This is a genomic window from Gillisia lutea (genome assembly GCF_021568705.1).
In the GTDB taxonomy this organism is placed as follows: domain Bacteria; phylum Bacteroidota; class Bacteroidia; order Flavobacteriales; family Flavobacteriaceae; genus Gillisia; species Gillisia lutea.
The window spans coordinates 908,867-921,758 of the sequence record NZ_JAKGTH010000006.1 but is presented as its reverse complement, the minus strand read 5'-3'; the positions used below and the strand labels follow the sequence as shown (position 1 = coordinate 921,758).

Below are 12,892 nucleotides of genomic sequence, written 5' to 3'. Positions count from 1 at the left end.
CCATAGCTTATATCTATGGGGTTTTTAATTAGACATTGACATTACTTACACCAACTTTATCGATTAGCTACTAATAAAATCTAGCTCTGTTATCTTCAATATCTGCATTTTCCTTAAGAGCTTCAAAAACCTTAGAAGCTACAGCTTGCCTTCTTTTTGCTGTTTCCTGATTTGCAAAATTTCTATAAGATTCCATTTTTGGAGCTTCGTTTCTTGCAACCACCTCTACAAAGTAAACACCCTTATTTCCTGTTAGTGCTTTAGAAACTTCCCCTACTTTCATACCAAATGCAGCTCCAACAACTTCAGGCTCATTACCGGCACCGGCAAGAGTAGGACTGCTAAGGTTAACAGCATTTGCATTTTGAATCCCTACATTTTGATTTTTAGAGATTTCACTTAAAGTACTTCCTTTCACTTTCGCTTTCAATAGTTCAGCTTTCTTTTCCTGAATAAGAATAGGAGTTACCGTTGCCGAAGCATCTTCTGCAGACATCTCACCGGCTTTTTTAACTGCAGTTACTTGTGCTACAACATATCCTCCTGGAACTTCAAATCTTTTTATGTCTCCAGATTTCACATCATCCTCAAATGCCCACTGCACAATTCTTCTTTGTGGTCCAACTCCAGAAATGTTTTCATCAAGAGCTTTCATATCTCTTACTGTACGAACATCGTAGCTTTCGGTTTTAGCAACATCAGTGAAGCCTTTATCCTTTGCAGCTATTTCAAACTTGGTCACCTTTGTATAAAGATCATTTAAAGATTTTTCAGAAGGCTCAATATCTCTAGCAATAGTTGCAATTTTCACAGCACGTTCTTCTGCGGTTTTCTCTTCAATTGAGATCACATGGTAGCCGAATTCTGATTCAACTACACCAATAGTACCTGCATTATTATCAAAAACGAAATCGTTGAATGCTGGAATCATCATTCCCGGTCTGAAATAACCTAAATCTCCAGATTTTTCTTTACTGGCAGTATCATCTGAATAAGTAGATGCAAGTTCAGCTAATTTAGCTTTATCATTTCTTAAAACTCCCGCGATACTATCTGCTAAAGTTTTAGCTTCCGCTTTTGTTCTAGTAGTTGCTTCTCCGGCAGTAGCCAAACCTTCCCAGGAAACCATCACATGACTGGCCTTAGCAGAATCTGCAATTTGACGGGCCTCTATCATTTTAGAAACTTTCCAGTAACCAGCTTCTTTATAAGGTCCGTAAATTTCACCTTCATTCAAGTTGAAAATCTGGTCGGCGAAATCACTTCTAAATTCATCTTTAAAGATCAAGCGGTCTTGGTATTGAATATCTGAATTCTGGTTTACAAATCCGGCAACATCTTTCACGTCTTTAAAACTTGGCAAAGTATCGTTGTTGTTTGTAGCAGCGTTGAACTCAACACGACTTTTCAACACAGCATCTACATTTGCTCTCGCTTCTTTTTCATCTTCTGCTGAAGCCTGCTCAGGGAAGTATACAAATTGAATATCTCTAGATTTTTCAACTTGAAATCTCTCTGAATGCTCTTTTACATATTTGCGAATATCATCTTTAGATACAGATACTTCAGAATCGGCAATGCTTGAATAAGGCAATTGCACGTATTTTAGGTCTACATTATCGTTTTGTAATTTATATGCCTGCTCTCCTTCAATTAAAGTTGCACCAACACCTGCTCTTATTAAATTGTAATAGATATTCTCTTTGGCAGTTTCAGCAATTGAATTCTCGTAAGCTACCCACTGGTCGTATGCCTGTGGAGAAGTAGCTTTAAGATTAGCCACATATTCCTGTAACCTGTTTTCATCAAACATTCCGGCCTCATTGCTGAAGTTTGGATTATTGGCAAGCTGAACACGCAGGATCTGTCTCACCTGTGCTTCTCCTACCTCTATTCCTAATTTTTCAAATTCTTCTTTTAAAACAACTTCACGCAGTTTCATGTTCCAAACCTGATTTACAACCTGAGAAGTTGTAGCATTTGGCCCAGCATTTCTTTGATACGCCTCTACTTGTTGAGCAAACTCTTCTCTGCTTATTTCCTCACCGTTCACAGTAGCAACAACATTTTGAGATTTTTGAGAGCTCAATCCTCCATTTCGAATTACATCCGCAAGGACGAAAGCAAATAAAGCCAACGCAATTATAATGATTAAGAAAACAGAACGTTGTCTAATTTTATTTAATACTGCCATTTGTAGTTATGATTTATGTAATATAGTGGGCGAAAATAGTGTTTTTAACCAAATTATAAAACTTAATATTTGCAAAATATTAACTATTCAAGGGAATTACTCTTTATCCCTGATTTGCAATTCTATCAATTCTATTTTGGTATTGGAAACCTCCAGAATTTTTATCTTAAAATTCTCGATTTTCACCTCTTCCAACTGCTGTGGAATTTCTTCGGTATAATTAGTTATAAACCCTCCTAAGGTTTCATAATTTTCGCCTTCTGGAATGTTCAACTTATAAGTTTCATTCAAATAATCCACTTCCAGACGCGCGGAGAACTTATAATGATCGTCCCCCAGTTTCTCTTCAATTAAAACTACAGGATCATGTTCATCTTCGATCTCTCCAAATAACTCCTCAACAATATCCTCAATAGTGATCATACCACTGGTTCCACCATACTCATCAATCACTACCGCAATACTCTTTCGCTTTTTAATAAGAATATTAAGAACATCCTTTACCCACATGGTTTCAGGCACGAACACAACAGGAAGAAGTATCGATTTTAAGGTTTTGGGCTTTTTAAAAAGCTCAAAAGAATGAATATACCCAATGATATCGTCTATTGTTTCATTATAGATAAGAATTTTAGACAAGCCGGTTTCCGTAAAGGTTTGCACAAGATCTTTTGGTGCAACATTTTGATCGACACCCACGATCTCAGTTCGAGGCACCATTACTTCGCGGGCTTTGATATCAGAAAATTCTAAAGCATTTTGAAAGATCTGAATCTCAGAATCTACTTCTTCATCAGATTCTACGGTTTCCATTTGCTCACTTATAAAATTCCCCAGTTCCAGTTTACTAAATGCCAACTGCACTTCATCTCCCTCCGTTTTGAAAAATCTTTTTAGAATAACATCAGAAATCCAAATAACAAATGACGAGACAAAGCTGAATAACAGATAAAACAAGTATGCAGGAACAGCAAAAAACTTCAATAAGGAATTGGCATAAATTTGAAAAAATACTTTTGGCAAGAATTCCGCCGTAAAAAGAATCACTAATGTAGAAATAACAGTTTGGGTAAATAAACTGAAATCGACTAAAAGAACATTCAGGAATCCATTTTCTATGGGTTGCAAGCTTAAAAGCCAGGCCATGATAAGATCTCCCATATAAAACCCATAAACAACCAGGGCAATATTATTACCAACCAGCATGGTTGCAATAAATTTGGAAGGTTTTTTTGTGAGACGTTTTAAAACATTGGCCAGAAAGCCTGATTGTCTTTTTTCAATCTCTATAAAAATTTTATTGGAGGAAACATAAGCAATCTCCATCCCTGAAAAAAATGCCGATAAAATTAAGGTACAGACAATTATAAATATATCTACTTCCATTATCGGTTTTTATCTTCTAATTTACGCCTAAATCGTCTTTTAAATAAGAACATAAAAATGGCTATTATCACAAAGAAAATAAAGAGGTACGACCTATTTCTTTCTACGTTCCAAAGGCGGATTACTTCAAAAAGAAAAAATGCAGCAATCACTAAATATGCGTATTCGAAATACTTAAAAAATTTCATCATTTCTTTTTCTCTTCAATTATTTGAACTCCAATATTGGTTCGTGAACGGAAATTAGTAAAATTTAAATCGGAATCAAAACCCTGCCCTGCATTACTACCTCCATTTGAAAACTGTATGGTATTTGGTCTATCGGTAAATACCCAACCTGCATTCTGATCCCAAAATAGTTGATCAGCTTTTAACCTAGTACTGTCGCTGGTTACTAGAACAACATCACCCTGTAAATCGATCAAACCGGTTTCATCATATATAATAGCATACTTGGCAGTAACAGTGTTCTTATTGTGCTCTTTATCATAAAACTCAACTTCCACTCCATTAGGAAACTCTCTGTAAGGAAATTCCATATTAGTGAAATCTAGCATTTTCGGACTTCTTAAAGCAGCTACTACTCTACCGGAATCTGTATACTTTAAATTCAAACCCGCACCGGTAGCCTGAGGACTGGAGCCATGCATATCCATTTCTCGAACCCCTTTTAGATTCCCTTCACATGAAAAAAGCATTGTCACAGCGATAACTGTGACAATGCCTGAAATTATATTTTTATATGTGATCATCTATTACAATGAAGGAACTCTTACTGTTTCACCAATCCAGCAACCTATTCTAATGCTCTGACCTTCTTTTCCAGCTTGGAAAATGTCAGCTTTTTGTGGGGCTCTTCCCTTATAAGCTCTAACAGATTCTCCTGCAACACCACTCAATGAAGGGTCTACTCTACCAGCTCTTGCAGCATAATCTGCAGCTAACCAGTAAACAGCTCTTTTATCGAAAGCATTCTCACCACAGTTATTAGCACTTTGAGCGATCATGTTTGCAATTTGCAAGTAAGCTCTACCAGCAGATGGCTTAGCAGCAAGTGCTTTATTATAGTAAGTTCTTGCCTGACCAAAGCTACCTTTTTTCTTGTAGTTATCAGCTATTTTCATGTATACTCTAGACTTATCTGAAGCATTAGTTTCTAACTCTGCAGATTCGTTATAGTATTTCAAAGCCTGAGCTCCGTTTCCTTTGGCATCAGCTAACTGACCTAAATATAAGGCAGATTTTGCAGATGGTTCAGCTTTGTGTAAAGCCTCAGAAAGCTTAAAGAAGATTGGATCTTCAGTACAATCTTTTACAGACAGTCTCTCAGAAGCATTCTTCAACCAAGAAACATCAGATTTTTTAGCCTCAAAATCTTTATTATAAAGAGGGATCAGGTTATCACAATCGGCTCTCTGACCTAATTTAGCATTGATACTACCTTTAACCTGGCTGTAAGCATTTAAGTTGATCTCAGAGTTTTTAACCAAAGTTTGCTCTTTTGAGGTTAATGCAGTTCCAGCATCTTGTTTCTCTAAAAGAGGAGAAAGGTTTTGAGCCAGAGCATTTTCTTCCTCCTCTAATTTTGAAATAACCTCATCATAATTAGCGAAGACATCTTCTAATGATTTTTTTCCTTCATCCTGAAGATCTACTAACAAAGAGAAATAAGCATATAAAGCTTTAGGACTCTTGAAGTTAGCTCTATCAGCTTTAAAAGCCGCATCAAAAGCTGCATACTGCTCCTCTTTCGTTCCTATCCCATTTTCAAATTTCAACATTGCAATATCTCCCTGAACATCACCTTTACTGGTTTTGTTTGGAAAATACTTCAATCTATCATTCATTAACTGAATCATTTCCTCAATTAATGCATCTTTTTGTGCACCTTCAGCAGTTTCCATTTTAAATTTTAGAACTCTGTCTAAGTACTGAAAGGTAGCAAGACTATAAGTAGGGCACTTTTCTTTAACTTCCATTAAAGGCTTGTATGCCTGCTCGTATCTTTTCGCCTTAGCATCATCATATGCCAGCGCAGCTTTTGTGACACACTCAGCATTATTTTGAGCTTTCATCAAGCCAGACCCCGCCAACAATAATGATAGTGTTAGTATAAATGTCTTTTTCATCTTTTTAGTTTTTATTGTGGTTAATCAAATTTACTCTGCACGAACCATTTATCATTTAATGACAAACTTATGGATAGTTTAAAAAAGTTTTCTTTTATCAATCCGGAATTTCTTGTACCGCGCTGTCCATACTCAATTCCAAGGTTTGCATTAGAAAAATCAGATCCTGCTGGCAATCCTATTCCAAAAGATATGCCAAACTCATTAATGCTCTCGTTATTGATATTCAAACCGGTCTCTTCAAAGCGGAAACCTGCACGATAAACAATTCGATTAAAATAGCTAGTCAACGAATTGTACTGCGGAATATAATAGCCACCCACTCTATATTGAGAAGCATCTTCATATTTAAACTCTTGCCCGTTGAATCCTGTATTAAAGTCGAAGTCGCTCGCTTTCACATTACCATATTCTGCACCTAAAAACCACTTATTTGGCGCTCCAACCCCTGCTCCTAAGCTTAATTCTGCAGGCAAGGTTAAATCTGAATCTGGAAAAGTTACAGAACTATCGTTTGTTGGAAGCTCACTACCATCGGCAGCAAAGGTAATTGTTGCCACATTACTCGATCTTTCCTCAGTGATGGTCATTTCAGGGGCATAGGTTGCGGCTGTATAAAACATCAGATTATTTGAAATCTTCCTTTGATAATCAAGTCCGATATTAAAATTAAAACCACGAATATCTGTCCGATTGATAATTCTTGTTCCATACTGAATATCTTTCTGAACCGCGGTAAAGCTGTTTTGAATATTTCCAAAGTTATAATTAACATCAACTCCTAAACTCAAATTATCATTAAAAGCATAGGCAGTTGTTAAAAACACCTTATTCATTCCACCTCGTCCTGTGAATTTGTTAGCAAGGTCGGTATTGGTATTTAAGATACGATACCCAACCGAAGTATAAGGAACCAGCCCCAAGCCAAAATTCAACTTTCCGGTAGGGATTCCTATCGCTAAATAATCGAAAGAAGTATTGCTAGACTTTTCTGAATCCTGGTCATTCTCCCAACTCCCCTGTGTGTTGCTCCCAGCAACCGCAAAGGTTGTAAGCTGTAATCTCCCATAGGCAGCAGGATTCCGCAAATTAAGGTGTATGCTATCGGAGAACATCCTTAAGCCTCCCATAGACCGATTTTCAACTGTACCCTTAAATTTTGTAAGTCCAATACCGTAATAGGAATAAGGAGAAGAAATTCCTTCCTGCGCAGCCATAAGCACGGTAGATAGTAAGGCCACGATTATTATAAATCGTTTAATCATTGAGATTTGTTAAATTCTAAAATATGATTCAATCCCTCTAAGAGAAAATTAGAGTTGGCAAATATGCTATTTTTTAATCGTTTACACAAAAATTGTGCGTCGCCGCCTGTCAAAATAATTGTTAAATCTTTATACTGAGCGCGATAAGCATCAATTACTCCATCCAATTCGGCTACCAAGCCAAATATCACTCCCGAATGCATGCTGCTCTTTGTTGTATTTCCAATTAAATTCACTTCAGCTTCAGGCTCTAATAACGGTAAGTTTTCAGTAAAAGTGTGCATAGCCTTATATCTCATTTGAAGCCCTGGGGAAATTGCGCCACCTACATATTCATTATCTGCTGTTTTTAAATCATAGGTAACACATGTTCCGGCGTCAATTACTAATACATTTTCCTTAAAATGATATTTACTTGCAGCCGACACTAAGGCTACCCTATCATTCCCTAATGTCTTTGGGGTGGAATACTTGTTATTGAACACCTGTGGGAGATCCTGAGATAAAGTAAGAAGATTATAGTCTTCTTTTAGCTTTTTAACCCATTTTTCAGGAAGCTTCCCTACCGAGGAAAGCATCACATCTTCTATTTTGGAATAAATTTTATCAAATTCTTCAAGATTTTTTAAAAAATCTTGTCGAAGGCTAATTTTCTTCTTGATTAGCGTAGCATCTTGAAATACAGCCATTTTTACCAGCGTATTTCCAATATCGATTACCAAATTCATAGATAATATTTAAAAAAGCTAATTTACAAAAGCATTTTTTTAAAATTTCCTTTGTGGGATAATAAAAATGCTATTATATTTGCACCCGCTTGCAAGGCTTACTACAAGCATGTAAAGCAACTGGTGCCTTAGCTCAGTTGGTAGAGCAAAGGACTGAAAATCCTTGTGTCCCTGGTTCGATTCCTGGAGGCACCACCTCAAAAACCTCGAAACAATGTTTCGAGGTTTTTTGTTTTATGAATTTAGCTTATTTAAGTCTAACTCCCATTTCTTTGATCTTACTAACCGTGATCGGTTTGCTCAAAAAACCGGAAACCTGTTTATAAGTAGAGGCTTTTAATCTATCAGAATGTGCTATTGATGAGGTTACAATATAAATGTCGGTTTCCGAATCTAAATTGGGCCGTTCCTTTATAAGAGCTTCCAGAAATTGCCATCCATCCATTTGAGGCATATTGATATCAAGAAGTATTACCTGCGGTAATTCAGTTTCAAGAGATTTAAAATCGGCTAGGGCCTTTGTGGCATTTTTATAGAATAAAGGTTTGTGAAAATAGCCGGACCGACTGATAATTTTACCAATTATCAATTGATATATCATGTCGTCGTCTATTACACAAATGCTTTTTTTCATTTAAAGCTTATTTTGAAAGTAGTACCTATGCCTAATTCACTTTCCACATTAACCTGCCCTCCCATAGCGTCTATCTGATTTTTTGTAATGAATAGCCCTACTCCACGAGAACCAGATTTGTTTGTAAATGTTTTATACAACCCAAAAAGCTTGTCTCCATATCGTTTTAAGTCTATTCCCACGCCATTATCCATGATCTCTAAGATCCATTTATCCTCTAATTTATAACCTTTTAATGAAATTTCAGGTATTCTCTTACTACTGCTATATCTTAAAGCATTAGACAGGAAGTTAAGCAGGACACTTTCAAGATATGCCGAATTGAACACTACCACCATCTCCTTTGGAATATCCTTCTTTATAACTGCCTCTTTATTTTTCACCTGTACTTCAAGCAGGTCAAGAGTTTGGTTTACGTAAGATAGTACACTTAATGGTTCAACACTCAGGTCGATATTATTCTGAATGGAGACCACTTCATTCAAATCCATTAAGGTCTGATTAAGAGCCGTAGAAACTTTAGAAAGCAGTTCTATATAAGTAACTTTTTCTTCAGCTGAATCTGCAGAATGATAAAGGGTAAGAATAGCTTCAATATTGCTAGAATGCGAACGAAGGTTATGAGATACAATATAAGAGAAGTTTAAAAACCTTCTATTCTGATCCATTACCAACTGATAAGATTTATTTAAATTGATCTCCACTTCTTTTCGTAGTGTAATATCTTTAAAATTAGCCACAAATCCCCCAATAGCAGGGTCTTCAAGCAGGTTCGTAATAGTTATTTCTATCCACTTCCAGGTTCCGTCTTTATGTCTGGCCCTGCAGGCAATTCCTGAAACCGGAACCATTGGGGTATTTATGGAAATTTCCATCTGGGCATTTATATAGTCCAGGTCATCGGGGTGCATTAGGGAGATTAAATTCAACTCTCTAATCTCACTCTCGGTATAACCGGAAACTCTTTCAATAGCGGGTGAAAAATAGAAGGTCTGTCCTTTTTGAGTGAATATACATATCACTTCTTCACTATTTTCTACTAACGCCCGAAACCTTTTTTCATTATGAATAAGTTCTTCTTGCGCCTGCATCTTATCTGAAATATCTTCAATAAGAGCTATATGAGATGTTGGTTGCTCCCCTTTTTGCCAAAGTGGAGATACAGTTACTTTTATCCAAAGCAGCGAACCATCCTTTCTTACTAACCGCTTTTGCAAGCTATACTCCCGGATCTCCCCATTTAGAAGCTGCCGCATTCGTATAGAATTGATACCCACATCTTCGGGATAAGAAATATCCTTATAATCCATCGCCATGAGCTCCTCTTCAGTGTATCCCAATAACTCGATATATCTCTTATTCGATTGAATGAATTTTCCGGTCAAGGTATCTACCCTTACCATTCCAATTGCCGCTTGATTAAATATGGTACGGAAGTTAAGTTCACTTTCCAAAAGTTTACCCGCCTGTGCCTTTACCAGAGCTTGTAATTTAAGAGGCTGCTTTAAGATAGATGTCATAGACCATCCAAACCAGAATGAAAGTAGTATAATAAGTAGCGCCAGAGGAATTAAACTAAGTAAAAGATAGCTTTGATCTTGAGTAGCCAAATAAAACTTCCAATCGCCATCGGGCAATTCCACCACTTCAGAATATGAAGTATTACCCTTGGAAAACTTGGGAAAATAATTGAATTCTTCCCCTGTTGTGATATCAACTTTAGAAAATTGATAATAATATTTATCCTTCACCATATCTTCAATACGGTCAAGATGAATAAGGTGATCCATTTTAATAATAACTGCTGAAAACCCCCAGAATTCATCACGAATAAATACCGGAAGCCTTCCCACTACGGCCATTCCGCCTTGCCTAAGCTCAAAGGGTCCTGCGAAATACATCTTTCGCATTTTTATGGCGCGTAATGCTTCCTTATTTCTACTGGGGTCCTGTAGAATATTGTAATCTAAAGCCTCTTTGTTTTCTTGGTAAGGATAAACTTTACGTATAACTCCGCCGGGAACCAATTGAAGCCCATCAATATTTGGGTTTCCTTCTAATATCTTGGGTGCTACAGCTTCAAAATTACCAATTTCACCGTCATCATTTATTAATAGCGCCAGACTGAGTGCTGCGGAATAACTGTTTTTCAAGGATTGATCGATGTCCTGTTTTACAATATTCACTATTGTGGACATTTCTCTTTCTTCCGCTTTCACCAAAATATGATAGCGTTGCCATAATATGAAAAATCCTAAACAAAGAAAGAATAATGCTGTAAGTACCCCTGCCAGTCTGGGATTTATACCACTCTTTTTTATTTTCTCTTTATTTAGCTCCATATTTTTATAAGATCATCTTACTTTACAAGTACATTCTGGTAAGATATTTACACCTTAAACATACTGTAGAGTGGTTGTTGTTTGAAAATAGCTCTTTCAAGCAACCTTAAATGTCATTCTTCCGTGTTTTAAGAAAGTATTTAGGATTAACCCCATATTTTTCCTTGAAGATCTTAGAAAAATAGCTGCGATTATTCAAGCCTATGGCTACTACTATTTCGGATATATTCTTTTCGGTATTCATCATCATATCCTTGGCGGCTTCCAGCTTTACATGCTGAATGTACTTGTTCACGGTAAGATCATACACATATTTAAAGCCTTCCTGCAACTTGTTTACATTGGTACCAGCTTCTTTGGCGAGCCTCTCTACCGTTAAATTGCTTCCCATATCGCCAATTATTCGCTTTGTAACATAGTCCACTTTTTGAATATCAGATTTTCTTAAAATCTTCGGCAACTTATCCTCCGATTCATCATCCTGATATTGATCTATTTGAATAACCAACATCTGAAAAGATTTACCTTCTAAATATAGGGACCTTAGAAAGCCGGTAAAATCTTTAGTATCCATCTCATCCATTAGATCTGCAGCTTTTATACTGTAATTTCCCTGATAAAAGAACTGCTGCTTTGAAACCGCATCTTTAAAAAGTTCCTTAAGGGTAGGGTCAAGATCTTTAAAATCGTAGTTACTACGATGAGAAAAAGTAGACCTTATGATTTCCAGACTGGAAACATGTGTTCTAACATTGGCTTTAAAATATAATACATGACCGTTATAACCACTACTGGAAACAATGATGTTCTGGTAGGTTTCGATAGTATGAAGATCTTCACTTTGCTGAAATGAATGGGCTACACTCCCTTCAGAACAAAAAATGAATTTTAAAGGATGGACGGTATCTAATGAAAAATGTATCTCTACATCTTTATAGAATTTGCAATTGTAGGAAATAATCCCAATACCCGAATCAAAGCCGGAAGCTCTTACATAACCCTCGCCTATTTCCTCCGGTATTTTAATTGAAAGTTCTCCGCTTCCATCATGTATAGGTGCATTTAAATTTTCCGCTATATCCTGTATTATCTCATTAACAGGTAACGTTTTAACATCAATTCTCATAAATATATTCCCTCAAAATACTAATATCCTTTTGCTATTGTGCGTACAAATAAACGAAACATTTCAGCTAATAAATAAAAAATCGTCTGAGGTAGGGACAGCAGAATCATGATTTTCCAGACTAAGAATGTACTTTATACGTGTATAACCTTAAGGCACCTAATATATATTATTCCTGAGAATTAAATAAAGAATGTTAAAAAATTAACGCTTTGTCATATTTTAAATTGGATACGGGCTAAGAACTTCCTTTAGAATGGATCATCTTTACCATTCTAAACTTATAGCTAGCAATGTGACAGTTTAGGAGCATTTAATTAATTTTTAATTATGACCATATTATATCTTTTTTACGGTTTTGAAATTATGCTGGTTCTCCTTGTCGGAATTTCTCTCTTAATTCGAGGGTCCAAACTTCCCAAATGCAAGAATTGCTAAAATTCTTTGAGAACACTTTCTTTACTCAAAGAATTTCAAAATTTCTGTTTAAGTAGCTTCATCCTTTTCTTTCAACCTTAGATCCTCATCATGGATAAAGTTGAAGTCTATTCCTATCTTTACAATTCTGGAAGATGCTATTACATCAATTTCTTTAATGAGTTTTGATCTGTAATAGGGCTTTCATATTAATGTTTAAATTATTTTATAAAACCTTTATTAAGCGAATTTCGTAAGTATTCATAAACTTATTCGATTACAGCTTAAGTATAATCTACTTATCATGTCTAAAACCTATTATGATCCAGCCGATTTAAGAAAATTTGGAAATATCTCTGAATGGAACGAAGAACTTGGTGCGAAATTTTTTGATTACTACGGAAAAGTCTTCGAAGAAGGTGCTCTTTCCGCAAGGGAAAAATCCTTGATCGCATTAGCGGTTTCTCATGTTGTGCAGTGCCCATATTGTATAGATGCTTATACAAAAGACGGATTGCAAAGAGGAATTGAAAAAGAAGAGATGATGGAAGCAGTTCATGTAGGAGCTGCAATTAAAAGTGGAGCAACCCTGGTACATGGAGTGCAAATGATGAATAAGTACGAGAAATTAAGCATGTAATTAATTTTTAATCAACCTGCATATATGATTAA

At 36.1% G+C, this 12,892-nt stretch carries 10 protein-coding genes and 1 tRNA gene; 2 read left to right on the top strand and 9 right to left on the bottom strand.

Annotated elements, in window-relative coordinates; all coding sequences use genetic code 11:
* Window positions 1-70 precede the first annotated feature (70 nt).
* The 6 genes from L1I30_RS04180 to L1I30_RS04150 all read right to left on the bottom strand — a co-directional run bounded on the left by L1I30_RS04180 (window position 71) and on the right by L1I30_RS04150 (window position 7,701).
* Entirely contained in the window at window positions 71-2,194 is a 2,124-nt protein-coding gene (locus L1I30_RS04180; RefSeq protein WP_236132991.1) for a peptidylprolyl isomerase, read from the bottom strand.
* 96 nt (window positions 2,195-2,290) lie between these two features.
* The gene (locus tag L1I30_RS04175; RefSeq protein WP_236132990.1) at window positions 2,291-3,580 is read right to left on the bottom strand and encodes a hemolysin family protein; all 1,290 of its coding nucleotides are present in this window, start codon (window positions 3,578-3,580) and stop codon (window positions 2,291-2,293) included.
* Window positions 3,581-3,767: 187 nt separating this feature from the next.
* Window positions 3,768-4,331, bottom strand: a complete 564-nt coding sequence (lptC, locus tag L1I30_RS04165; protein ID WP_236132988.1) for an LPS export ABC transporter periplasmic protein LptC — start codon at window positions 4,329-4,331, stop codon at window positions 3,768-3,770.
* A gap of 3 nt (window positions 4,332-4,334) precedes the next feature.
* The gene (locus L1I30_RS04160) at window positions 4,335-5,708 is read right to left on the bottom strand and encodes a hypothetical protein (protein ID WP_236132987.1); all 1,374 of its coding nucleotides are present in this window, start codon (window positions 5,706-5,708) and stop codon (window positions 4,335-4,337) included.
* A 20-nt stretch (window positions 5,709-5,728) separates the two neighbouring features.
* The gene (gene bamG, locus L1I30_RS04155) at window positions 5,729-6,973 is read right to left on the bottom strand and encodes a BamG family beta-barrel-assembly machinery protein (protein WP_236132986.1); all 1,245 of its coding nucleotides are present in this window, start codon (window positions 6,971-6,973) and stop codon (window positions 5,729-5,731) included.
* Window positions 6,970-7,701 (bottom strand): type III pantothenate kinase, encoded by a 732-nt coding sequence (locus L1I30_RS04150; protein WP_236132985.1) that lies wholly within the window; start codon window positions 7,699-7,701, stop codon window positions 6,970-6,972. Before L1I30_RS04150 ends, bamG begins: the two co-directional genes overlap by 4 nt.
* A 122-nt stretch (window positions 7,702-7,823) precedes the next feature.
* Here L1I30_RS04150 and L1I30_RS04145 point away from each other — a divergent pair.
* Window positions 7,824-7,896, top strand: a tRNA-Phe gene (locus tag L1I30_RS04145).
* A gap of 52 nt (window positions 7,897-7,948) precedes the next feature.
* On the opposite strand, the gene L1I30_RS04140 is transcribed toward L1I30_RS04145, so the two are convergent.
* The 3 genes from L1I30_RS04140 to L1I30_RS04130 all read right to left on the bottom strand — a co-directional run bounded on the left by L1I30_RS04140 (window position 7,949) and on the right by L1I30_RS04130 (window position 11,803).
* A complete protein-coding gene (locus L1I30_RS04140; RefSeq protein WP_236132984.1) occupies window positions 7,949-8,335 on the bottom strand; it encodes a response regulator in 387 nt (128 codons plus the stop codon).
* Entirely contained in the window at window positions 8,332-10,677 is a 2,346-nt protein-coding gene (locus tag L1I30_RS04135; protein WP_236132983.1) for a PAS domain S-box protein, read from the bottom strand. Before L1I30_RS04135 ends, L1I30_RS04140 begins: the two co-directional genes overlap by 4 nt.
* A gap of 106 nt (window positions 10,678-10,783) precedes the next feature.
* Window positions 10,784-11,803: a helix-turn-helix domain-containing protein gene (locus L1I30_RS04130; protein ID WP_236132982.1), complete on the bottom strand. Its 1,020-nt coding sequence runs from the start codon at window positions 11,801-11,803 to the stop codon at window positions 10,784-10,786.
* A 721-nt stretch (window positions 11,804-12,524) separates the two neighbouring features.
* On the opposite strand from L1I30_RS04130, the gene L1I30_RS04125 reads away from it, so the two are divergent.
* Window positions 12,525-12,860, top strand: a complete 336-nt coding sequence (locus L1I30_RS04125; RefSeq protein WP_236132981.1) for an arsenosugar biosynthesis-associated peroxidase-like protein — start codon at window positions 12,525-12,527, stop codon at window positions 12,858-12,860.
* Window positions 12,861-12,892 lie beyond the last annotated feature (32 nt).